The organism is Bacteroides sp. (assembly GCF_019417265.1).
GTDB lineage: Bacteria > Bacteroidota > Bacteroidia > Bacteroidales > Bacteroidaceae > Phocaeicola.
On sequence record NZ_DXVR01000019.1, the window covers coordinates 1 to 25305 of the forward strand.

The 25305-nt window shown below is 40.7% G+C and carries 19 protein-coding genes and 1 CRISPR repeat array; of the genes, 6 read left to right on the forward strand and 13 right to left on the reverse strand.

The features are described from left to right. Nucleotides 1-318: 318 nt before the first annotated feature. Together mutA and scpA are read left to right on the forward strand one after the other, a co-directional pair. Entirely contained in the window at nucleotides 319-2229 is a 1911-nt protein-coding gene (gene mutA / locus QZ379_RS04150; protein WP_291558644.1) for a methylmalonyl-CoA mutase small subunit, read from the forward strand. Between the two features lie 2 nt (nucleotides 2230-2231). Continuing rightward, nucleotides 2232-4382, forward strand: a complete 2151-nt coding sequence (gene scpA / locus QZ379_RS04155; RefSeq protein ID WP_154043648.1) for a methylmalonyl-CoA mutase — start codon at nucleotides 2232-2234, stop codon at nucleotides 4380-4382. 1170 nt (nucleotides 4383-5552) lie between these two features. On the opposite strand, the gene QZ379_RS04160 is transcribed toward scpA, so the two are convergent. The 6 genes from QZ379_RS04160 to QZ379_RS04185 all read right to left on the reverse strand — a co-directional run bounded on the left by QZ379_RS04160 (nucleotide 5553) and on the right by QZ379_RS04185 (nucleotide 13081). Next, a complete protein-coding gene (locus tag QZ379_RS04160; protein WP_291558648.1) occupies nucleotides 5553-6083 on the reverse strand; it encodes a hypothetical protein in 531 nt (176 codons plus the stop codon). A gap of 262 nt (nucleotides 6084-6345) precedes the next feature. Next, nucleotides 6346-6647: a CRISPR direct-repeat array (repeat unit 37 nt; unit sequence AGTTGGATATACCATTCAAAACAATAATAAAACCAAC). A gap of 111 nt (nucleotides 6648-6758) precedes the next feature. Next, nucleotides 6759-8246, reverse strand: coding sequence for a transposase (locus QZ379_RS04165; RefSeq protein ID WP_291558650.1), 1488 nt, complete (start codon nucleotides 8244-8246; stop codon nucleotides 6759-6761). Between the two features lie 132 nt (nucleotides 8247-8378). After that, nucleotides 8379-9269 (reverse strand): Fic family protein, encoded by an 891-nt coding sequence (locus tag QZ379_RS04170; protein ID WP_291558652.1) that lies wholly within the window; start codon nucleotides 9267-9269, stop codon nucleotides 8379-8381. 93 nt (nucleotides 9270-9362) lie between these two features. Further along, the gene (locus QZ379_RS04175) at nucleotides 9363-10913 is read right to left on the reverse strand and encodes an ATP-binding protein (protein ID WP_291558654.1); all 1551 of its coding nucleotides are present in this window, start codon (nucleotides 10911-10913) and stop codon (nucleotides 9363-9365) included. A gap of 166 nt (nucleotides 10914-11079) precedes the next feature. Further along, nucleotides 11080-12366, reverse strand: a complete 1287-nt coding sequence (locus QZ379_RS04180; RefSeq protein WP_291558656.1) for an NCS2 family permease — start codon at nucleotides 12364-12366, stop codon at nucleotides 11080-11082. 13 nt (nucleotides 12367-12379) lie between these two features. Then, nucleotides 12380-13081 (reverse strand): DUF5020 family protein, encoded by a 702-nt coding sequence (locus QZ379_RS04185; RefSeq protein WP_291558658.1) that lies wholly within the window; start codon nucleotides 13079-13081, stop codon nucleotides 12380-12382. Between the two features lie 152 nt (nucleotides 13082-13233). On the opposite strand from QZ379_RS04185, the gene QZ379_RS04190 reads away from it, so the two are divergent. Both QZ379_RS04190 and serB read left to right on the forward strand, forming a co-directional pair. Continuing rightward, nucleotides 13234-15153, forward strand: a complete 1920-nt coding sequence (locus QZ379_RS04190) for an alpha-L-fucosidase (RefSeq protein WP_291558660.1) — start codon at nucleotides 13234-13236, stop codon at nucleotides 15151-15153. 23 nt (nucleotides 15154-15176) lie between these two features. Beyond that, nucleotides 15177-16403, forward strand: coding sequence for a phosphoserine phosphatase SerB (gene serB / locus QZ379_RS04195; protein WP_291558662.1), 1227 nt, complete (start codon nucleotides 15177-15179; stop codon nucleotides 16401-16403). A 278-nt stretch (nucleotides 16404-16681) separates the two neighbouring features. Here the strand turns inward: serB and QZ379_RS04200 are convergent, their stop codons facing one another. From QZ379_RS04200 to QZ379_RS04210, 3 genes are all read right to left on the reverse strand, one after another. Further along, nucleotides 16682-17137, reverse strand: a complete 456-nt coding sequence (locus tag QZ379_RS04200) for a TspO/MBR family protein (RefSeq protein ID WP_291558664.1) — start codon at nucleotides 17135-17137, stop codon at nucleotides 16682-16684. Between the two features lie 29 nt (nucleotides 17138-17166). After that, entirely contained in the window at nucleotides 17167-19356 is a 2190-nt protein-coding gene (locus tag QZ379_RS04205; protein ID WP_291558667.1) for a glutamine synthetase III, read from the reverse strand. A gap of 89 nt (nucleotides 19357-19445) precedes the next feature. Further along, nucleotides 19446-20675: an LL-diaminopimelate aminotransferase gene (locus QZ379_RS04210; RefSeq protein ID WP_291558669.1), complete on the reverse strand. Its 1230-nt coding sequence runs from the start codon at nucleotides 20673-20675 to the stop codon at nucleotides 19446-19448. A gap of 228 nt (nucleotides 20676-20903) precedes the next feature. Here QZ379_RS04210 and QZ379_RS04215 point away from each other — a divergent pair, with 228 nt between their 5' ends. Both QZ379_RS04215 and QZ379_RS04220 read left to right on the forward strand, forming a co-directional pair. After that, a complete protein-coding gene (locus QZ379_RS04215) occupies nucleotides 20904-21791 on the forward strand; it encodes a YitT family protein (RefSeq protein WP_291558671.1) in 888 nt (295 codons plus the stop codon). Nucleotides 21792-21814: 23 nt separating this feature from the next. Next, nucleotides 21815-22402: a cyclic nucleotide-binding domain-containing protein gene (locus tag QZ379_RS04220; RefSeq protein WP_291558673.1), complete on the forward strand. Its 588-nt coding sequence runs from the start codon at nucleotides 21815-21817 to the stop codon at nucleotides 22400-22402. A 64-nt stretch (nucleotides 22403-22466) separates the two neighbouring features. Here the strand turns inward: QZ379_RS04220 and QZ379_RS04225 are convergent, their stop codons facing one another. The 4 genes from QZ379_RS04225 to QZ379_RS04240 all read right to left on the reverse strand — a co-directional run bounded on the left by QZ379_RS04225 (nucleotide 22467) and on the right by QZ379_RS04240 (nucleotide 25166). Then, on the reverse strand, nucleotides 22467-23102 hold the full coding sequence (locus tag QZ379_RS04225) for an outer membrane beta-barrel protein (RefSeq protein ID WP_291558675.1): 636 nt from the start codon (nucleotides 23100-23102) through the stop codon (nucleotides 22467-22469). Between the two features lie 15 nt (nucleotides 23103-23117). Further along, nucleotides 23118-23738, reverse strand: coding sequence for a DUF4136 domain-containing protein (locus tag QZ379_RS04230; protein ID WP_291558677.1), 621 nt, complete (start codon nucleotides 23736-23738; stop codon nucleotides 23118-23120). Between the two features lie 23 nt (nucleotides 23739-23761). Beyond that, nucleotides 23762-24274, reverse strand: a complete 513-nt coding sequence (locus tag QZ379_RS04235; protein WP_291558679.1) for a DUF4251 domain-containing protein — start codon at nucleotides 24272-24274, stop codon at nucleotides 23762-23764. A 199-nt stretch (nucleotides 24275-24473) separates the two neighbouring features. Continuing rightward, entirely contained in the window at nucleotides 24474-25166 is a 693-nt protein-coding gene (locus QZ379_RS04240; RefSeq protein ID WP_291558681.1) for a DUF4369 domain-containing protein, read from the reverse strand. Nucleotides 25167-25305 lie beyond the last annotated feature (139 nt).

Genomic DNA, 25305 nt, shown 5'->3' on the forward strand with positions numbered 1-25305 from the left:
AGTTGAATAACAAATCACTTAACCAATTCATAGTTTATAAAATAACACATAAATAATTTGCAACAAAAGTAAATAAAAAATAATAAGGTGTCAAATTAAACAGATTAAAAGTAACAAATCCTAAACTTTTTTTTGCCACATGGAGTTTACAATAGTCTAAAAATATCTTCTGCATTATAAAATAAATGTTTATACATAGTGCATTTCCTGACAGAAAATGGCTGAGATTGGAAGAAATTTGTATCTTTGCCTATGATGGTACTAAAATAATCAAGTACAAATTTAAAATATAACCTATTTATATAAACCTAATCAACTATGGCAGATAGTAAAGAAAAACTCTTTTCCGATTTCCCCTCCGTAAGCACACAGGAGTGGATGGATAAGATTACAGTTGACCTTAAAGGCGCTGATTTTGAAAAGAAGCTGGTATGGAAAACCAACGAAGGATTTAAAGTTAAACCTTTTTACCGCAAAGAAGATCTTGAAGGACTGAAAACCACTGAAGGACTTCCAGGAGAATTTCCATACTTAAGAGGAATAAAAAAAGACGATAATACTTGGTTCATACGTCAGGACATAAAAGTCAATGATCCGGCTGAAGCAAATACCAAGGCTCTGGAATTGCTAAACAAAGGCGTAGATTCACTTGGCTTTAAAGTAAAGGCTTCTGATTTAAGTGCCGAATATATAGCAACACTGCTGAAAGACATCTGTTGTGACTGTGTAGAACTGAACTTCTCTACATGTCAGGGACATACAGTAGAACTGGCAGAATTACTTGTAGCTTATTTCAAGGAAAAAGGATACGATTCTAAGAGTTTACAGGGTTCTGTCAACTTTGACCCTATCAGCAAGATGTTAGGCAAAGGCAAAGACAGAAGCGGACTTATTGCCAACGCAAAGAAACTTGTTGAGGTTTTGGCAGAATATCCAAAATTCCGTTGCATTACCGTAAACTGTGTTGACCTTAACAATGCCGGTGCATATATTTATCAGGAATTGGGATATGCACTCTCTTGGGGTAATGAATATCTGAGCCAAATGGTAGAAGCCGGTGTTCCTGCCGCTCTCGCCGCTAAGAAAATAAAATTCAACTTCGGTATCAGTTCAAACTATTTCATGGAAATCGCCAAATTCCGTGCTGCACGCATGCTTTGGGCTGACATTGTAAAAGAATATAATCCTCAATGTCCTCGTAAAGACTGTTCTAACACTGGTGCAGACGGTACTTGCTACTGCGCTTGCAAGATGGTTGCACATGCAGAAACATCCAAATACAATCTTACACTTTTCGATGCTCATGTAAATCTGCTCCGTACTCAGACTGAAGCCATGAGTGCTGCTCTGGCAGGTGTAAACTCTATCACAGTCACTCCATTCGACAGTGTTTACGAAACTCCTAACGAATTCTCTGAACGTCTGGCACGCAACCAGCAGTTATTGCTTAAGGAAGAATCACACCTCAACCGTATAGTTGACCCTGCTGCCGGTTCATATTATATCGAGAACCTGACTGCTTCTATAGCTCAGCAGGCATGGAACCTGTTCCTAACTACTGAAGACGAAGGTGGTTTCCTTGCAGCTGTAAAAGCCAACAAGGTACAGGAAACTGTAAATGCCAGCAACAAGGCTCGTCATGAGGCTGTTTCAAAACGCAAGGAGATACTCCTCGGTACAAACCAGTATCCTAACTTCTCTGAAATGGCAGGCGAAAAGACTCCTGAAGAATGTAAGTGCAACTGCGGATGCAGCCACGGAACAGAAGAAGCTGCTCCTTATATGGCTCTTGACAAGTCACGTGCTGCAAGCGAATTCGAAGCTCTACGCCTGCAGACAGAACACTCAGGCAAGCGCCCTAAAGCATTCATGCTTACTATCGGTAACCTTGCTATGCGTCAGGCACGCGCACAGTTCTCTTGCAACTTCCTTGCATGCGCAGGATATGAGGTTATCGACAACCTCGGCTTTGCTACAGTAGAAGAAGGCGTGGAAGCTGCTATGAAGGCTAATGCAGACATCGTTGTGATGTGTTCAAGCGATGACGAATATGCAGAATACGCAATCCCTGCATTCAAGGCACTCGACGGCCGTGCGATGTACGTGGTGGCAGGTGCTCCGGCTTGCATGGAAGAACTTAAAGCAGCAGGTATCGAGAACTTCATACATGTGCGCTGCAACGTATTGGAAACTTTAAAAGAGTATAACGAAAAGTTAGGAATTAAATAACTATGAAACCGAATTTCAAAAACATCGACATATATGCAGGATTCCAGCCCAAGAATGGCATGGAATGGCAGAAAGCCAATGGCATCGAAGCCAATTGGAGAACACCGGAACAGATTCAGGTAAAACCGGTCTACACAAAAGAAGACCTTGAAGGAATGGAACACCTTGACTATGTGGCAGGTATCCCTCCTTATCTTCGCGGCCCTTACTCAATGATGTACACTTTCCGTCCTTGGACAATCCGCCAGTATGCAGGATTCTCTACAGCAGAAGAGTCAAACGCATTCTATCGCCGTAACCTTGCATCAGGACAGAAAGGTCTTTCTGTAGCGTTCGACCTTCCTACTCACCGTGGTTACGACCCTGACCATCCACGTGTAGTGGGCGACGTAGGTAAAGCCGGAGTATCAATCTGTTCGCTCGAAAACATGAAGGTTCTGTTCGACGGTATTCCATTGAACAAGATGTCCGTATCAATGACCATGAATGGTGCGGTACTTCCTGTGATGGCTTTCTATATCAATGCCGGACTTGAGCAGGGCGCAAAACTTGAAGAAATGGCAGGTACAATCCAGAACGATATCCTTAAAGAGTTCATGGTGCGCAACACATATATCTACCCACCTGCATTCTCAATGAAGATTATCTCTGACATCTTCGAATATACTTCACAGAAGATGCCTAAGTTCAACTCAATCTCTATCTCAGGTTACCACATGCAGGAAGCAGGTGCTACAGCAGACATCGAGTTGGCTTATACTCTTGCCGACGGTCTTGAATATCTCCGTGCCGGTGTAGCTGCAGGTATCGACATTGATGCCTTCGCTCCTCGCCTATCGTTCTTCTGGGCTATCGGTATGAACCATTTCATGGAAATTGCCAAGATGCGTGCCGCACGTATGCTTTGGGCTAAGATTGTAAAACAGTTCAATCCTAAGAATCCTAAGTCACTGGCATTGCGTACTCACTCACAGACTTCAGGATGGTCGCTCACAGAACAGGATCCGTTCAACAACGTAGGCCGTACTTGTATCGAAGCTATGGCTGCCGCTCTTGGCCACACTCAGTCACTGCATACAAATGCGCTTGACGAAGCCATTGCACTTCCAACAGACTTCTCTGCACGTATCGCACGTAACACTCAGATTTATATCCAGGAAGAAACTCAGATATGCAAGAATGTTGACCCATGGGGCGGTTCTTACTATGTCGAGGCTCTTACAAACGAACTTGCCCACAAGGCTTGGGAACACATTCAGGAAATAGAACGCCTGGGCGGTATGGCTAAGGCTATCGAAACAGGTATTCCTAAGATGCGTATCGAAGAGGCTGCAGCCCGCACTCAGGCACGTATTGACTCAGGCGAACAGACTATCGTAGGTACAAACAAATACCGTCTTGAAAAAGAAGACCCAATCGATATCCTCGAAGTGGATAACACAGCCGTTCGTCAGGAACAGATTGAAAACCTCCGCCGCTTGAAGGAAGGACGTAACCAAGCTGAAGTTGACAAGGCTCTTGCAGCAATCACCGAATGCGTGAAGACAGGCAAGGGCAACTTGCTTGAACTTGCAGTAGAGGCAGCACGGGTTCGCGCTACATTGGGAGAAATCTCAGATGCTTGCGAAGTGGTAGTAGGACGTTATAAAGCAATAATCAGAACAATATCAGGCGTGTATTCATCAGAAAGTAAGAAAGATGCAGATTTCGCAAGAGCTTGCGAACTGACTGAAGAATTTGCAAAGAAAGAAGGTCGCCGCCCACGTGTAATGATTGCCAAGATGGGTCAGGACGGACACGACCGTGGTGCAAAAGTTGTAGCGACAGGTTTCGCCGACTGCGGTTTCGACGTTGACATGGGACCATTGTTCCAGACTCCGGAAGAAGCAGCACGCGATGCAGTGGAAAACGACGTTCATGCAGTAGGTGTTTCTTCACTTGCGGCTGGTCATAAGACTCTTATCCCACAGATTATCGCAGAGCTGAAGAAACTTGGCCGTGAAGATATCCTTGTATTCGCAGGTGGTGTAATCCCAGCTCAGGACTATGACTTCCTTTACAAAGCAGGTGTAATGGCTATCTTCGGTCCCGGTACATCAGTAGCTAAATCTGCTTGCCAGGTTATGGAACTGTTGATGGAAACTGAAGAATAATATTCTATAAGTCAGACTATATAATTATCCGGTCTTTAAACACTGTTTAAATGGTTATTAAACGGTGTTTAAAGACCGGATTTTTAACAATCATACACATAATCATATTCATGATTCGGAATAAGCATTAAAACAAAATTAATAGCTTCGTACTATCCACACTGTATTCTTGCCACCATGGTACTGTCAACGAAACTAATGCCCGTGTATATTCGGAATGCGAAAAGTTTGAGGAAGAATACCCGCTGTTCAAGTTCCACAAATACTGCTCCCGAAAATCAGGTTTCATGTCTCCTCAGATGCATAAGAGATAATAATACTTGAAGTAAGATATTGGTAACTGCTATTAAATGCCTCTTTAATATTCTTGGAGCATAAAAAAAACGACTATGTTCCAAAATGGAACTAACTGATTGGGATTGATTTATTTTATTAGCAACAGTCAAGTATTCCTTTACAGTTGAATTGTATATGTATTATGGTTTACATCTTAGTATCTTTTCACGTAAGAAGCTCTTTCAATAAGTAATGTACAAAAAATGCACATTGCATTCAGATCTTAGTATATAGAAGGCATTTGTCGCAATTTTTGCGACAGTTGGATTTTAGAAACTTTTAGTACATTCAGTAAAATTAAATGCTTATTTCAACTACTCGAATTTTTCGATGAGTTATATTTAGTCATTTATTACAATCATATTGAGTGCATATAAAGAATACTGCTAAAACAATAATTCAGTATGTAAGGAATATTTACTATTGTTGTTGATTTCTTTTGGGTAATAGTTTGCATACCAAATATGGCTCTTACAGTATTTTAGGCAAAATTTGCCTAAACGGTTAAAGAAGAGTATTAATTGTATAAACCCACTTGTCAAGTATTTCTTTACAACTGAATTTTAAAGAACCTTTTATGTTTAATGCTGTAGGCACATTAGCTTCTTTTTTTATTATGTTTGATAAGTGAAAAGCATTTATAGAATGTCTATGATGCAAAAATACAATTACTTTAGTTATGTGTTGTCTCTATTTTAGTATCTTTGAAGCATTGAAAACAATCTATTAAAGCATATAATAAGCCTACTCCCTTTTTCAGTCGTACAGCCCCCGGTTAATTTGACTTGAAAAGGAAACAGGCTTAAATATTTAGTAAATTGTATCAGTGAGAGATTATCCAAATCCTCCACCTCCATCACCGTCTCCGGTATCGCCACCACCATCACCACTATCACCGCCGTCACTACCTCCACTGGAAGTAATGCCTTTGGCTTTTTTATAGTCTGCAAGGCTGGCATAGCTGATGCCTTCGTCCAATACTCCGGCATTTTGGAACTGAATACCCTGAAGTACACTTTCACGGAATTCCTTACTTGGAGTGAATATGATACGTGGATTCTTAATCATTGCTCCGGCATTGAAATCGGTAATGTTTTCTACACCGTCACTTTTGAATGAAACACGTATAGTACCTAAATCACCTACTCTCACTGTGTGTCCCTGCTGCAATTGCTGACGTGCGTGTCTTCCAAGTAATTCAAGAGCGGCTTCCATTTCTATGGGAGCAGTTGTCGTGTTTTCCGTAGCTGCACGTGTCATGGCTTTTACAGTCTGTGGAACTTCGCTGATAGGAATTGCATACCATTTCTTAGGTGCTTCCTTATCCTGCGGATTGATTTTCTTTACGAGCTTGTACTTGTACATACTGACCTCCTTTTTTATTTGTGGGGACTGTAATGGCAAAGTTACAATTTTATTTGAAATGACAAAGTTTTCTTGCAGATTATTAGATACGTTAATCGCTTCTTATTACTAACGTATGCAATGATTTATTACTAACGTATGTGATAAGTAACTACATGCGTTAGCAATAATAGCCCTTATAAGTATATTACTTTATAACTAAAATCAGTAAAAAAGACACGATTATCAACACCCATGCGCACATCATCGCAGACGACTTTATAGTTGGATATACCATACAAAACAATAATAAAAACCAACCTTCCTTCTGTGCTTTTATAAGATAGCTTAGTTGGATATACCATTCAAAACAATAATAAAACCAACTTTCGGGCGAATACATCAGTCGGAACATTTGTTGGATATACCATTCAAAACAATAATAAAACCAACGGTTGCCCATCTGTACAGTAATTCCGGGCAGTTGGATATACCATTCAAAACAATAATAAAACCAACTCCAGGCTTAAATCGGAAGTGAATTATGCAGTTGGATATACCATTCAAAACAATGATAAAGCCAACAGTTAGTTTCTAAGTTTATTAATTTCAATGTTTTGACGTACTTCCTGAGTATAGTTTCCTATCTCAGGTTAAGGACTTCCAGCAGCCCCAATTAGAAAATTTCTTCTCTAATTATCTTTCTACGATTTTTTTACTCATCGCAATATTTCTTGCAGCATTAAAGTCTGCATTTATTTTTTCTCCACATCGTTTACATTGGGGATTAGTACAAACAAATTCTTCTTGCTTCTTACGTTCTCCACGTTCTCCGCAATAGCTGCATGTCTGGCTGGTATATGCAGGGTCTATATATTTCACTTCAATACCTTCCAATTTCGCCTTATATTCTATCATACTTTGCAGTTCGTAATACGACCAATAACGAAGCAGATACTTATACTCGTCCTTTACATAACCTTCCTTACCTTTTCCGAAATCTTTCAAAGACTCCATGTGGATAGTTCCGGCATTCTGTTTTAAAGCCTGCTTTATAACCTCACGGCTGTAAACATGGTTTTGCGTATGCACCCAATTACGCTCTTTTTCCTTCAGTTTTTCCAAAGGCTCCAGTTTCTTTTTTCGTCCGTGTCCACCTTGGGTACACATAAGTTTCTGCAAACTTTTAAAACGTTTCTGAAACATCGTCCGCTGATTGTGAAAATGTTCTATATCGCCAATCTGCATCTTGAAATTGTCATTCTTGTTGATAGCAAGGTATAACGGACATTTGATGCCCAAATCTACACCTAACACCACGTCCTTATCCAACACTTGTTTCTTCACAGGAATGTCAATAGACAACAACAGAAATATTCTTGTACTCTTGTCATTTCCCTTTTTTATGAGTTTTATAGAAGAATTATTGGCAACATAATCTTCGCCTTTGTTTTTCTTTTGTTGCTTGTCGCTTTCTATCAGTCTTTCAACGATACAGCGGTTATTGCTTGTGTCTTTTCCAAACTCAAGCTTGAAAAATATTCCTTTAAACCATTTAAGATAGATTCCATTCTCTTTTATAAAAAGTCTCAATCCACTTTGTGGTTTAATGGAAAATGGAATTCCCATACCTTTCTTGTAAGTACTTAAGGCTCTTTCACCAGACTTGACTTTATTTTTGTTATTGTTGTGATTATTTTGCACATATCGGTTTAAATCGGTCAATATCTCGGCTGGTATATACTTTAGAAATTCTTTCGATACCAATTGATAGGTGGAATTCTGTTTGGAACACTGAAGAAAATCCTTCTTTTTATTTTTTACATCTTTATCAAGTTCTTTTCTTTCATCAACAAGTTTTCGTTGTTCATTAAGCAGCCTGTCTCGTTTCTCTTTATCCGATGCTTTTTTCTTCGTATTCAGTTTTTCCAGTTCTGTCTTTATATTCTCCAGTCCTTCATCTATTTCCTTGTACCGTGGCATATGTAATTTCAATCGCATTTCATACTCATCGTTAAAAAGGCAATGAGTAGAGATTCTATTGGCAGCCTGATAAATAGTGTTATTTATCTGATAAAGATATTTCCATTGTTGGTCATATTTTTCATCTGTCAATCTTTCTTTTTCATCTGTCAATCTTTCTTTTACGATTTTCAATTCTATCTTGCGTGTAATAGTAGGCATACTCTTTTTAATTTTCCGTTGCAAATATTGTAATTATAATTGTAAGTCTCAAATCCAACTCAAATAATTTTCAAAGTTTCACAAATATACGGTATATAAAAGACCGGATTTCCATTACTAATACAATACCAATCAAGTATATTGTATGCGAAAATAATCCAACAAGACCTTGTATTCATCCTGTGCAGCAAGACATGTATCTCTGAGATATTCCTTTATATGCGGCCATTGCTGCAAGCCACGATAATAGAACATCTTAAGCTCATCGGTTATAATGAATGGTACTATACCATTTGCAAGACATTCCTTAAACATTATAAGTCGTCCTACTCTACCATTCCCATCCTGAAAAGGATGTATTGATTCAAACCGCTGGTGAAAATCAAGAATATCATCAAAAGTCTTTTTCTTTATGGCATTGTATTCTTTCAATAGCCTGACAATCTCATGTTTAGTGTTCTCAGGAGAGACTGTTTCTATTCCACCAACCTCATTGGGTATCTTCTTATAATCACCCACAGCAAACCATGATTTAAGACTGTCAGAAGTTCCGGACTTAAGTATCCGGTGAAGTTCTTTTATGAATCCCTCTGTCAGGCGTTCATCTGCCTTGTCTATAATCATGTCAATACAACGGAAATGGTTTGTGGTCTCAACAATATCATCGACTTTCACACTTTCCCCCTCAAAACCTATTGTATTGGTCTCAAATATGTATCTCGTCTGATCATGAGTAAGACGGCTTCCTTCTATATGATTGGAGTTGTATGTCAAATCAATCTGAGTCCGATGATATATCCCACCTTTCAGTTTCATTTCCTTTTGTTCCAGTAATATTTTAAGCAAAGGCATAGTCTCATGCTTTTGCTTTCCTCTCTTCGGAGCTTCCGAATCGGCAGGAATATTCCATGTTTTACCTACCAGTATTACACCCTCAATCTTACCGGTCGCACAATAATTACGAACCGTCCGTTCCGATATTCCATGCTTGGCAGCGAATTCTGTAACTGAAATATATTTCATATCCTATAAAATCTATCGGCAAGTTTATATAATAAATATCAGGGGCAAAGATACCATTTTTGCCGATATCGGCAATATTTCAATCAAATAAAGTCAGGCTATAATCCACCTCTCAATAGTTCTTGTTTCCGAGCTGAAATTCACTCCTACCTTGACAACTTTTCTTCCGTCGGCTGCAAATGCGGAGGCATAGCCTTTTGCGTCTATCTGGGCCATGGCTTCCTCGGCTGTTCCGTCAAGTTTGAATTCCATGACATAGATATAATCAGAGGTTTTCAGCACGAGGTTAACACGTCCGCGTGAAGTATGATATTCTACTTCTGCATGGAAACCCATGAGCTTGAACACTATGTAGAGAATGTTCTGATAGTGCACTTCACGGTCTCGTGGAGCAAGTTCGTATGGTATATCATCGAAGAAAGTCTGCAGACGGCTCAGGAAAGAATCCACATCACCTTTGCGGACTTCCTCTACAAAACGTTGGATCTCGTATGGAGATTTTGTTACGCAGACAGAGGCATAATTAGGCAATAGGAAACGGAAAAAGCCCTGCTCAACCTCGCGGTTAGGAAAACCCAGAGTGTAGTTCTCGAACTCTTCATTATATCCCTTTATTGTAAGATAGCCGCTCTGATAGATTACAGGAACCGGGTCGGTGGATGCTGAATCGATGGAGTCAAGAACAGGACCGCTGGTCACTATGTCTTCTATCTCCTCAACATTGTAGTTATGCTGCTTCATCAATTCCACAATGTATGTAGGCGAACCGGTAGCAAACCAGTAATTATCGATCTGCATATTGGCAAAGGTATTCAGAAGGCTGAAAGGATTATACATTCCAGGTGATTTAAAACTGAAATGATAGCCGTCATAATTCAATTTCAGGCGTGCGCAGGTTTCCTCATAACCTGTTCCAAGTTTCTCGGCCAGAGTGTGAATATCATCGTCGAAATATCTGTGAAGTTCCTTTTCGGTTATTCCGCATATTTCAGAGAAACGGTTTATCATGGAGATATCCATCAGATTGTTCAAATCGCTGAACACACTTACTTTTCCGAATTTTGTCACACCTGTGAGCATGGCAAACTGTATGTATCCGTCGCATGACTTTAAGGCTCCATAGAAAGCTTTCAAGGTGTTGCGATATTCTGTCTGAAGTTCAGGATTGCCTATGGCCTGAAGCATAGGCTTGTCGTATTCGTCTATGAGAATGACGGTGTTATGTCCGGTCTTCTCGGCCGCTCTGCGGATTACTCCCTGAAATCGTAAAGACAGACTGGTTTCACTTTCCCTACTACCATAAATATCTTCCCATCTGCACAAAGCGTCATTAAGAATACCTTCAAGCTTTTCTATGCTGTCATATTTTTGCGTATTCAGGTCAAGATACAGCACAGGATACTCTATCCACTTCTTCTCCAGTTTTTCCATCTCCAGCCCGGCAAAAAGTTCCCGCTTACCGGAAAAATACGCTTCGAGAGTAGATATAAGTAGACTCTTGCCAAAACGGCGGGGACGGCTGAGGAAATAATACTTCCCGGTACTTATCAGCTGGTATATCAATGCTGTTTTATCAACATAGATATAATCCCTCTTTCGTAGATTCTCAAAACTCTGTATGCCTATAGGATAAAGTTTGCTCATAACCGACTACTTTCTAGGGAGTAAACACAAAGATAACAGTTTTATTTTGCAAATCCTAAATTCAATTCAGTGAACATATAATGAACACATAAAAACGCCCGGAAAACACCGTTCACTCGGTGTTCATCAGGCGTTCATTACACATTCGCTATAATGTTGTCTATTATCAAACAAAGAACTTCAGCACAAATATTGCAGCCAGTATATACATACCAATTGTAAGTTTCTTATACTTGCCCGTAAGCAGATTGATAAGAACATAGCTTATCATACCGAGTACGATACCGTCGGATATACTGTAGGCAAGAGGCATGAAGATGATACAGATAAATGCCGGAATGGCTTCAGAATAGTCTGCAAAATTGACTTTAAGTACTGAAGACATCATCATCAGACCTACAAGTATCAATACAGGCGCTGTAGCAGCTCCCGGAACAGAAAGGAAGAAAGGAGCGAAGAACAATGAAAGCAGGAAGCAGACAGCTGTTACGAATGCCGTAAGACCGCTTCTACCGCCCTCGCCTACTCCTGAAGCACTTTCCACGAATGTAGTGATGGTACTTGTTCCAAGCATTGCACCGGCAGTAGTACCAATTGCATCTACCATGAAAGCTTGTTTCAGATGAGGAATCTTACCGTTCTTGTCCATCATTCCGGCCTTTGTAGTCACACCTACCAATGTTCCGATAGTGTCGAACATATCCACAAACAGGAATGTGAATACCACTACAATCATTTCCTTTGTGAATATATTGTGCCATTCAAACTGCCAGAAGATAGGTTCTATTGATGGAGGTGTACTGAAGATACCGTCGAATTTTGTGATACCCATAGGGATACCGATAAGAGTTGTAATAAGGATACCAAACAGCAACGCACCTCTTACTCCCTTAACCAAAAGAAGTGAAGTAACCACCAGGCCTATCATTCCAAGCAAAGCAGTACCTGAAGTGATATTTCCCATGCTGATAAGAGTAGCATCGTTGTTTACGATGATTCCTGCATTCTGCAATCCAATGAAAGAGATAAACAGACCTATACCTGCACCAATAGCATTTTTCAATGTGACAGGTATTGCATCTACTATCTTTTCACGAAGGTTTGTAACTGTCAATAATATGAAGATAAGACCCTCAATCAATACTGCAGTAAGAGCAAACTGCCATGTATATCCCATGGTAAGACACACTGTATAGGCAAAGAAAGCGTTAAGTCCCATACCAGGAGCAAGTCCGAAAGGCAACTTAGCATAGAATGCCATCAGCAGTGTGGCAAAAGCAGAAGCAACAACCGTTGTTGTGAACAATGCTCCCTTGTCCATTCCTGTAGCACTAAGGATGTTTGGGTTTACGGCAAGGATATATGCCATAGTCAGGAAGGTCGTGATACCTGCCAGTACCTCTGTGCGTACACGAGTGACATTTTTATCGAATCCGAAAAGTTTTTCTAACATGATGATTTATTTTTTAGAATGACCATTTCATTGCCAAAGTAGGCATCCATTTCCAACCGTTCATAATACCGAAGTTTGAAGAGATTTCCCACTCAGTACCAACGCTTAAGTTGAAATCGTCAGCTACCTTATCAAACTTGTTCAAATTCACCCAGAACTGTGGCTCTGTTATGAAAGTAAAGTTATGTTCCTCGCCTTTTTCAAGATCTGAATGTTTTTCTTTCCAGAAATCGGCAAATCCTGAGAATGTATATCTACCCTTACAGAAATGCAGATACCATGTAGCTGTCAGCTGGAAGTTGTGTGGCTTTGGATTTTTCTGGATGATTTTATATGTAGGAGTGAAAGTAAATCCTTTTGTAAAATCAGCATTGTTCCATGTATAAGTAGCACCAAGAAGGTAAGCATTGTTTATCCCATTAACTCCACCGTTATATTCCACGTGTGCAGAGAACGGACCTCCCCAGAAATTCAATTCACGGGCAATTTCCCAATATGCACCTGAAACACCCTTGTCTGTGTAGTCCATATCCACGAAGAAGAATGTACTACCCCATCTGTCAGGCTTGAACATCTCTACAGTAGTCGTAACTTTAGCTCTTGCACTCTGAGAGTCATAAATCGAACTACCGAAGTCATAATGCAACTGAACATTCTGTGCACCCACAATCGCTGTTATCATACATACGATGATTGATAAAAACAGTTTTTTCATTGTCTTTTTTAGTTTTTAATAATACTTATAAATATGAGCCGCAAAATTAATGAAAAGTTAGCATATCACAAAAGAAGTAATTATCTTTGCTCATCATTATATCAATATATCTTATGAAGATGCGCGCTTTATACATATTATCTCTGTTATTAATGTACATGAACTGTGTATCGGCACAGGTTTCGGATAATGCATTGAAAATCCGGCAAGACAATAAGTTGGCAATGAAGATTCTGTTCTCAATACAAAAGAACCCAAAAGGAGAATCAGGCAACTTCAATTATGACAGATTCAATGCCGACTCCATTGCCGCTCTTGCCGAGAAATCAGGCATGCGTACGGTCATAGCTCCGGCCAAGATAGGAAACATCTACTTCTTCAGGACAGCAACGGACAAGAACTCACTCCACAGCAGTGATATAATAAAAGAACTTAGCGAAGCATGCAGCAGAAGAAATATCCGGTTTGGTGTATATTTCTCCATTGCCGACAAAAAAGAAAACAAGGAACACTCTGTTTCAAAAAGACTGAGTGAAAACACTAAAAAACTGATTACCGAACTGCTCACCGGATATGGAAGAATATCAGAAATAGATTTCGACATGGAGGCAAGAAGTCCGGAAGAGAGCCATGAACTGTACACACTCGTACATAAGCTTCAGCCGGACTGCATGGTAAGCAGCAATGCCGGCAACGGACGGTACGACTTCTGCACCTTGCTTAAATATCATTTCCAGAAAGATTTCCTGGAATGCAACTGGAGATATGATTCTTCCCTCGCATTCCCCACATCCTCTATCGAAATAGACAATGCACAATCTGACGCTAAAAGAGTGATACAGAAGATGACAGATGCAATAGCCTGCGGAGGAGGTTTCACATTCAATCTGCATTTAGGCCATGACTGCAAAATCAATGCATACGACAAAGACATTCTGTACAACATAGGACTCTGGATGAAGAAAAACGGCAATGCCGTATATAAGACACAACGCAGTCCGTTTAATGAAAGTTTCGATTGGGGAACTGTTACGAGAGACGGAAACACACTGTATTTCATCCTGTCCGGTAAATATCCTAAAGACGGAAGAATAAAACTGTATATGCCGGAATCCGAATTAGTGAGAGCGGACGGAAAGTTAGCCACCTGCATACAGAAAAACGGACTTATAGATATAGCCATACCGGCATCGGCCTACAAAGGAAAAACAGTCAATGTGCTTACACTGAAATTCAAGCAGGAAATACCCGACAGTAAGCCGGGACCGATAAGAGCCATTACATTGAAGCAAAGCAATGCCACACCATTGTACAGCATCGACGGATTCGACTTCAGCAGCACATACAGGAGTACGGTCAAGTATTCATGGTATTTTGAGCAGCTTATGCTGAAGCAGCTTGAGATAATATACACCAATCAGGAAAAAGGCAAGACATTGGACATCGAATTAGACGGAAAGAAATATAATGTGACTCTTGACAACGGAAAACCTTCTACCTTAAGCACTGCCAACGGGACCGTATGGGGCAAGCAATACATTTGCGGACCGGACAACAAGATGTTCCATTCACCACAGACAATAGATACAGACATAGAAAATCCGCCGGTGAAAAACTCCGTATGGAAAGAAATACAAGCCGGAAAGCATACATTTGCAGCCAAGGCAAATGATACTTACTATGTGATGCAGAACATCGAATCGCCAAGGACGCAACATATTATGGTAGATGCAGGCGCAGGCAACGGTATTGAGATTTTCGTAAACGGAAAATCGGTAATGAAGCACCTCAATCCGTACAGATGTGAGTTCAGAACAGAAAAGGTTCTTCTGCCGCTTCAGAAAGGCAGCAATCGGATTGTAATGAAGATATACAACAGATTTGAGAAAAACATAAGCTACATACTGCGCCCGTCGGAAGACAGAACCATCTACAAGCAGGAACTGACATTGCCGGAAATGAGTACGAAGAAAAACCACATACTTACCGTCCGTCAGGCCGGACTGCCTTCTGCTCACTCCGACACGGAACTCTCAAACCTGCGCATAAGACTCAGAAGAATAGCACTATAAATAACGAAACATAGTCAAGAAAAATGAACACAGAACTTACACTGATAAGAATAACAGGCATCGACCGTCCGGGACTGACAGCGTCCATCACTGAAATACTGTCGAAATACGATGTTACCATTTTAGACATCGGCCAGGCAGATATACATCAGACTCTGTCACTCGGAATACTTTTCAAAAGCAAAGAAACGGAATCGGGGAACATAATGAAAGAGCTGCTTTTCAAATCCTCTGAATTGGGTGTGAACATACGCTTCTACCCCGTATCGGTAGAGGAATATGAGAACTGGGTTTCGATGCAGGGAAAGAACAGATACATCATCACCATCTTGGGAAGAAGGCTAACAGCGAAACAGATAGCAGCCGCCACAAAGATAATAGCCGACCAGGGGTTGAACATCGACTCCATAAAGCGACTTACCGGACGTGTACCGCTCGATGAAGAAAAGGCAAGCGTAAGAGCATGTATAGAATTTTCCGTCAGAGGCACACTGAAGAACAGAGTCGAGATGCAGCGCAGCCTGATGAAACTGAGCAGCGAAATGGGTATGGACTTCTCACTCCAGCTTGACAATATGTACCGTCGTATGCGAAGACTGATTTGTTTCGATATGGACTCCACGCTGATACAGACCGAGTGCATAGACGAACTTGCGGAACGTGCCGGAGTGGGCGAACAGGTAAGAGCCATAACCGAACGCGCCATGCGAGGAGAAATAGACTTCAAGGAAAGCTTCACCGAAAGAGTTGCCCTGCTGAAAGGTCTGGACGAGAGCGTAATGAAGGAAATATCCGAAAACCTGCCTATCACGGAAGGAGTGGAAAGGCTGATGTTCGTACTGAAACACTACGGATATAAGATAGCGATACTTTCCGGAGGTTTCACCTACTTTGGAGAGCATCTGAAACGCAAGTTCGGAATAGACTATGTTTACGCAAATGAACTTGAAATAGTAGACGGAAAACTCACCGGAAGATACATTGGCGAGATAGTTGACGGAAAGCGTAAGGCCGAACTGCTAAGACTGCTGGCACAGGTGGAGAAGGTAGACATAGCACAGACCATAGCTGTGGGCGACGGTGCAAACGACCTGCCTATGCTCTCTACAGCCGGATTGGGAATAGCCTTCCATGCCAAGCCAAAGGTGGTGGAGAATGCCGAACAGTCCATAAACACCATTGGTCTGGACGGAGTGCTGTACTTCCTTGGTTTCAAAGATTCCTATCTTGACGAAAAAGGAAAACTGTAAAAAGAAATACTCACATATATAATATCCCCTTCACGCACGATTCAGTTTTAACGGAATTCTTGCATGAGGGGGTTCTTATTTTAAGCCATATTCACCAAAACGCCCCGACATTTTTTGGTGCCGACTATAGTCGGCAATGGTGCTGACCATAGTGGGCAATGCTGCCGACTATAGTGGGCAGTGCTGCCGACCATCGTCAGCACCAAGAAACGACTAATAAAAAATCCCGGAACAAGCATCAGTGTCTGTTCCGGGATTTCTGTATTATAATGGTAATATCAATTGTTTATCACAATATATCCGTTCAGATAAGTGGCAATTACGAGCCATAATATATAAGGTATAAACATATACAGCGCAGGCTTGTCTTTCTTGCTTACTGCCATCATAAACCAAACGACGAAAGCATCGAGAAGCAGTATATCAATCATACCTAAAACCGGCATACGCATAGTGAAGAACAATATGCTCCAAAGGAAATTCAGCACAAGCTGTACAGTCCAGATGAATACTCCTTCCTTATATCCCTTGTTCAGCACCCGTCCCAATGAAAGTCCCATCAGGAGATATATTATAGACCATGCTATAGGAAATGCTATGTTCGGTGGCGTAAAACCTGACTTATTCAGATGAGGGTACCACTCCATCATAGACTCAGCCTGAAGTTTGCTTGCAGCAAAACCAATACCAAAGCATAACAGTACAGGCCAGATGTAATTGATAATGCGCTTCATAACTGAAAGGATTTATATTAATGTAAATATTATCTGATAAACAGAAGCTCACGATATTTAGGAAGTGTCCACATACGGTCGTCAACCATCAGTTCCAACTGGTCAATGTGGTAACGTATTTCTTCCAGCATAGGAGCTATCTTGTCATGATAAGCGATTGCTCTTTCACGGATAGATTCTATTCTGTTTGCTACCCTTCTGGCCTCAACCATAGCATCCACATTTTCCTTTATATAAGCAGTATGCTGAGCTATTTCTTTGATGATAGTTATATTTTCGGCAGACAACTTCTTTGTTTCTTCTTCTCCGAATACCGACTTCATCTTATATACATTATCCAACAGCTTGGTCTGGTATTCAGTAGCTACAGGTACAACATGATTCATAACCAGATCGCCAAGTACACGGGCTTCAATCTGGATTTTCTTGACATACATTTCCCATTTCACCTCGTTACGGGCCTCAAGCTCCTTGCGGTTCATTACGCCTGTCGATTCAAACATCTTGATTGTTTCAGGCTTCATGTAGTTGTCGAAAATCAACGGACAGCTTGTCTCGCAGTCCAGTCCACGACGCTTGGCTTCTTCCTTCCATTCGTCGCTGTAACCGTTACCGTCGAAACGGATAGGCTTGCATATCTTGATATACTTACGGATAGTCTGAAGTATAGCAGACATCTTAGGTTCGCCCTTCTCGATAAGTTCGTCAACCTCCTTCTTGAATATCATCAACTGTTCTGCTACGGCAGTGTTTAATGCTATCATTGCACTTGCACAGTTAGACTCAGAACCAGGAGCGCGGAACTCGAATCTGTTTCCTGTAAATGCGAATGGCGAAGTACGGTTACGGTCTGTATTATCTATCAGCAGTTCAGGAATCTGAGGAATGTCAAGTTTCAATCCCAACTTGTCGCTCAATGACATGAACTCGTCTGCCTTGCTTTCCTCGATATGGTCGAGTACCTTGCTCAACTGAGAACCAAGGAATGAAGAAATGATTGCAGGAGGTGCTTCGTGAGCTCCAAGACGGTGAGAGTTTGTAGCACTCATGATAGATGCCTTGAGCAATCCGTTATGATGATAAACGGCCATCAATGTATTGACAACGAATGTGATGAAACGGAGATTTTCTTCCGAAGTCTTGCCCGGAGCCATCAGCAATATGCCTGTATCAGTACCAAGCGACCAGTTGTTGTGCTTTCCGGAACCGTTAACACCCTTGAAAGGTTTTTCGTGAAGCAATACTCTGAATCCGTGGTTGCGTGCTATCTTACGCATAAGCGACATGACAAGCATGTTGTGGTCAACAGCCAGGTTACATTCCTCGAATATAGGAGCAAGCTCGAACTGGTTTGGAGCAACCTCGTTGTGACGTGTCTTGACAGGGATACCAAGTTCAAGCGACTGGATTTCCAAATCCTTCATAAAGGCTGCCACACGTGTAGGAATGGCGCCGAAATAGTGGTCTTCAAGCTGCTGGTTCTTTGAAGCTTCGTGTCCCATCAGCGTACGTCCTGTAAGCAACAGGTCAGGACGTGCGGCATACAGACCTTCATCAACGAGGAAGTATTCCTGCTCCCATCCCAAGTATGAATATACTTTCTTTACAGAAGGGTCAAAATAGTGTATTACGTCAAGTGCGGATTTTGTCACTGCATGTATAGATTTCAAAAGAGGTGCCTTATAATCGAGCGACTCTCCTGTATATGCAATGAAGATTGTAGGGATGCACAATGTATCGTCAACTACGAACACAGGTGATGAAGGGTCCCATGCACTATATCCGCGAGCCTCGAATGTATTGCGGATACCTCCGTTAGGAAATGACGAGCCGTCCGATTCCTGCTGTACAAGAAGTTTTCCGGAAAATTCTTCAAGCATTCCGCCTTTTCCATCGTGTTCCACGAAAGCATCATGCTTTTCTGCAGTACCTTCAGTAAGTGGCTGGAACCAGTGAGTATAATGTGTGGCACCAAGTTCTACCGCCCATTTTTTCATTCCGGCAGCAACTTCATTTGCTATGCTGCGGTCCAGAGTGGCACCATTGTCTATTACGTCAATAAGCTTTGAATAGACCTTGCTCGGAAGATACTTGAACATCTTCTCTCTGTTGAACACGTATTTGGCAAAATATTCACCCGGACGCTGTGATGGCGATGGCACATTAACAGGTTTCTTGTGAAAAGCCTCTTCTACTACTTTAAATCTCAATTGTGACATAATACCTAAGTTTGTATATTTTATTGATTGTTTTTAAATACCGTTTAAACAGCTTTCAAACACTGTTTAAATATTGTTTAATTCTCGTTCTATAAATTGTTGCATATTCTCTGTATTCCCTCCTTGCATCTGTCACGGTCGCCGAAAGCGGTCAGTCGTATATATCCTTCACCGCTTGGTCCGAAACCTATACCCGGAGTACTTACCACCTGAGCCTCGTACAGAAGTTTGTCGAAAAATCCCCACGATGTCATCCCCTTAGGAGCCTTTACCCAGAGATAAGGTGCATTCTCACCTCCGTAAGCTCTCAGCCCGATGCTCGTAAGTCCCTTTTTCATAATCCTGGCATTCTCCATGTAGTAATCTATCATGGCCTTTACCTCTTCTTTTCCTTTTGGAGTATATATTGCCTCTGCTCCTCTCTGGGCTATGTAGGAAGCTCCATTGAATTTTGTAGTCTGTCTTTTAAGCCAGAGTTTATTCAGCGATATTCTTTCTCCCATAAGCGTAGAAGCGGTAACTTCTTTAGGAACAACGGTATATCCACATCTTATGCCCGTAAATCCTGCCGTCTTGGAGTAACTTCTGAATTCTATTGCCACCTTTTTGGCACCTTTTATTTCGTAAATGGAATGCGGAATGTCCGGTTGTCTGATATATGCCTCGTATGCCCCATCGAACAATATAAGAGTGTCATTCTCCAAAGCATAGTTTACCCATTTCTTCAGTTCGGACTTACTAAGAACAGTTCCTGTAGGATTATTCGGGAAACACAGATATACTATATCTACTCTCTGTTCGGGGATTGGCGGTATGAAATTGTTTTCCGGACTGCACGGCATGTAAATCACATTACTCCATCTGTAGCCGTCACCAAGTGCTCCTGCCCGTCCGCATGAAACGTTAGAATCTATATATGCCGGATATATAGGGTCTGTAACACCGATACTGTTGTCATGTCTGAGGATATCTCCAAAGTTTCCGGAATCTGTCTTGGCCCCGTCATTTATGAATATTTCACTGTGCTCAAGAGATATTCCCCTGGAAGCGTAGTCATGCTTTATTATGGCATCAATAAGGAAACCGTATCCCTGCTCCGGTCCGTAACCATGAAATGTTTCTGCCTTTGCCTGGTCTTCCAGGGCCTTATGCATGGCATCCAGACACGATTGCGGTATGGGACGGGTAACATCGCCGATACCCAGGTTTATTATATCGGCCTTAGGATGGGTAACCTTAAAAGTATTTACCTTTTTCGCTAAGTCAGTAAACAAATAATTGTCGGGCAGTTTTAACAAATGTTCGTTGACCAATGCCATATATTATCTCTTTTAGTCTATTTTGGCGCAAAAATACGAAAAAAATGTCATTTATGAAATATAAATTCATGCTTTTGTATATCAGACAACACCTTTATTGCAGTTTTTTATCATTTTAATGTCTTCTATATTTTTCACACTTGATTTATATCAATAATTGTTTTTTTTAATAACTTTGCATCGACTTAATTAAATATTATATGTTGGACTTATAACAAGAAGTATCAAATGAGTTCTTTACTAACCTTTACGAATAGGCAGCAACTGCTTAGAGAAACGAAAGATTATCTTTTTATCGCGTTGGGGATGATTATGTATGCTGTTGGTTGGACTGTATTTCTACTGCCGAATAACCTGCCATCAGGTGCAGTTCCCGGTATAGCCTCTGTTGTGTATTGGGCTACAGGTTTTCCGGTACAATATACTTATCTTCTTATTAACTTCGCACTTCTGCTTCTTGCTCTAAAGATTTTAGGACTGAAATTCTGCCTGAAAACCATTTTTGCCGTAGGTGTCCTGACTTTCGCCACTCCGGTTTTCCAGCACTTTGTTAAAGGTTCACTAATCAACGACCAGCCTTTCATGGCATGCGTACTCGGTGCATCATTTTGCGGCGGAGGTATAGGAGTTGCATTCTCGGCCAATGGAAGCACCGGAGGAACGGATATTATCGCAGCCATAATAAACAAATATCGCGACATAACCTTAGGAAGGGTTATCCTGATATGCGATGTGATAATAATATCATCCAGTTATCTGGTTTTGCATGATTGGGAGAAGGTGGTCTACGGATATGTGGTACTGTTCATCTCAAGCTTCGTACTCGACCAGGTAGTGAACAGCGCACGCCAGTCGGTACAGTTCTTCATAATTTCGCAAAAGTATGAGGAGATAGGAAAAAGAATAAATAAAGACCTGCACCGCGGTGTTACATTTATTGACGGAGTGGGATGTTATACACACAATAATGTGAAAATGATGTTCGTTCTGGCTAAGAAACGTGAGTCAAACACCATCTTCCGACTGATAAAAGACATTGACCCAAATGCTTTTGTATCACAAAGTGCCGTAATTGGTGTATTCGGGGAAGGCTTCGACAAAATAAAAGTAAAATAACACTTAACTAAAAAGAAACAAACATGAATTCAAATATAGATATAGCCAAAAGAATTGCTTCATCATTAGATTGCACGTTATCGAAAGAAGTATTGAAGACATTTTCCGAGATTCTTGTTCCAGAAAAATACAAGAAGGGAGAAAGAATTCTTGATGAAGGACAAGTATGCGAATACCTGTATTTCATAGACAAAGGTATGACGCGCCAATTCTACTTCAAATACGACAAGGATCTCACAGAACATATTGGTTATGAAGATTCCATTGTGGTATGCCTTGAAAGCTATTTCAACGAAGAGCCTACCAAGCTGATGATAGAGACATTAGAACCTACCATCGCATGGAAAATAAGCAAACGGGATATAGAGCATCTGGCATCGGTAAACAGCGAAATGGGAAGCTTGTACAGAAGGGTATTCGAAAAATCTCTGATTACATCACAACAGAAGGCAGATACTCTCAGATTTGAACCGGCAAACGAAAGATATCTAAAGCTCATGCAAAGACATCCGGAAATATTAAAGAGAGCACCGCTTATATACATAGCCTCTCTATTACAGATGACACCGGAAACACTTAGCCGTGTTCGCTCTGCGAGTCTTAATTCATAAGAAACAACAATTCCCTCCTTTTCAGCGATGACCAATCATACTGAGAAAGAGGGAATTTTCATTTTTAGAATATCACACCGACGCGGAATCCGGCATTGTTCTGACCGTTAATTTCGTCTGTAAGTGTATATGTCTTATTTGTTCCATAGCTGTAGTAGCCTGCTACATGGAATCCCCAGTTCTTGGTTTTGCAAGGGTAAATATTGAAACCTATTTCCGGAGATATATAGCCGCCCCAAGCCTTGTCATAAAGACCGTTTATTCCATAATATGTAGTATTTCTGGCATACATGATTCCGGCTTTTACACCTACATACGGTTCAAAATGCTTTCCGTCATACAGCGTATAGTTTGCAGCCAATCCGAAAGGAACCTGGAAAGCGGAACGCTGCTGGTCTGTTGTCAGGCTCTCTGTAGGAGATATCGGCAGAGTCTGTCGCCCAATATACTGATGGTTGGTATGGAATGATGCAAACACACCTACGTTCCATCGTGGAGCTATTCTGTATTTCAACTCATAGTTCATACCCCATCCGCTTATCTTGTCGGCATAACCGGTTGAGAACGGAGCATTCATCTGCCAGTCAATAACCAAGTTCAGTTTACGCACATCCCATTGGGCATTTGCAGTGACCATAATACCGCAAACCAGACAACAAAGAACAATAGCTCTTCTGAATATTGTATTTATAGTTTTCATTATCAGTTCCTCCTATCATTTGTTACATTTAATATATTCCGATTGTTTAAATGCCTGTCCTACGGAATTGACAAGCAATTGCAGATTATACATTCCGCTATACTGTGCCCCTGAAGCATTGGAATACCATATCACCGGAATATTCTTGCTTTCAGAATCGCCTGTCAAATCTACCATTTCCATTACGAGAGTGTTTGTGTCGTAATTATAGGTTATCGGATAAGGATAGTACCATCCTCCCCACCATGGTCCCCAGTAGCCGTAGTCCCACCATCCTCCGAAATATCCTCCGGAAACTATCTGATATGATTCATTGATATATGACAACTGAATACCCAACTCGGCCTCATCCTTCTTTTCAGGGTCTGTTATCCTTTCATATCCGCGTGCATTCATCTCTGTTTCAACGGCTTTGACAATCTTCATCGCGTTGTCATCCTTCCAGTAAGTGGCTTTATGACTTCCGGCTTCAAGAATACTGTCCGGCAGAAAATAAGTTTTGTATGTTCCAAAATCCACACTGCTGTCATAATCTGTATAAACAGACAGGTCGGCATCCAGTTCGGACATATCCGGATTTTTCTCGCATGATACTGCCAGTAATGGCAGACAAATGTAAAATAATAACTTTTTCATATTAGTATTCTTTTAAAATGTTATTAAATAGAACTTCCTTTATAAACCCTGCTTCTGAATGATGGGACTACAATCCCCGTCAGGGTTATCCTGTTAGAATTAAAATTCGGCGAAATGGTGACAGAAGCTTTATTGCTACCGGAATACAAACTGATATTCACCATAGCTGATATACCTGTACCCATCACATTCATGGTAACATCGATATTACCCCTCTTGTCTTTTTTGATTTCATAATTAGATACATTACCCTCCAGAGTTATTCCCCCGATTCCATTAGGACCGGAAACGGGAATATTGAATGCAACCTGAACCACAGACTTGTCCCCTTTGACAGAAACGAAGTTGGTATTGGAATTTACAAAAGCAGTCTGACCATATTTGAATTCAACCTTATCCGCTTCAAGAGTAAAGTCTTTATCCAAAATGGCTTTCTCCGCCTCAACGAACATTAGACTATCAAGCTTTTCCTGAAAAGCTTTTCTTTCTGCAGCAGTCATTTCATCTGATACCTGCGCAGAAACACTGTTTGACATAACAGACAAAAGCAGTATAAACAAAAAAATAAAGATTTTCATATTCTATTTTCCTTTCTTTTTTATCGAAAGCAAAATTAGAATGAAAATCTTACTCTGAAAACGGATTTTTCCTATAAGTAAATAGGGAATCCGGAATATTATTTAGGAACTTTTCCCCTCAACGATATATATACCTACCCCGGTATAGTATGACACATCAATTCATGACTCCATCCTTATACTTTTGAGCCAATGTGATATAGTTTTTTATCAGATGATTATTCTTGAAAACTTCAGGAGCCTCTTTCACAATATCCTCCATCATAGGAGTCAGAAAAGGATATGGCAATGAGTTTCCTATCATTATAAACACTCCGGGGCCCAATACATTTTCATAATTGTTCTGAATGAAAGTCTTCACAAGATTATCCATTTGCTGTGCTACCTCTGTTCTTTGCTTGTCTATCTCCGACTGAACCGTATTCAAGTCAACCCCATCCATAATCATGCGGCTTTCCTCCCTCTCAACTTCATACGCCTTATCGTCTATAGCAGTTTTTGCCTCGATAAAATCATTGAAACTGTCATTCAGCGGAGTACCCTTAATTGAAATCCCTATATTGTTTATCTGAATATTGATATTTCCCTCTTCAAGGACAAGCGGCATAATGCATTCTTCATCCATATATAACGATGCCAATACCACAGAATCTATCTTGCCTTCCATCTGAAAATAGCCATGTATCACTTCTGCCGAATCAACACTGACAAGCTGATCGCCAGACAAAACCTTAACAAATAACATTTTTCCGTCAAGACTTGAAACGGAAGTCATGCCATCTATCTTAAATTTCTTTCCGCAAGAAGTTAATGTAGTAATAAATAATAAGATAAGACCAAATCTAAACATATGAATTAAAAGAATTTATTCCAGTTGCAAAGGTAGCGTCTTTATGACTACCCATGAAAATTTTTATCACAAATTATACTAAATACGTGACGATTATACATTTAAAAAAGATGAAAACAAATAGAAAATAAACATATTT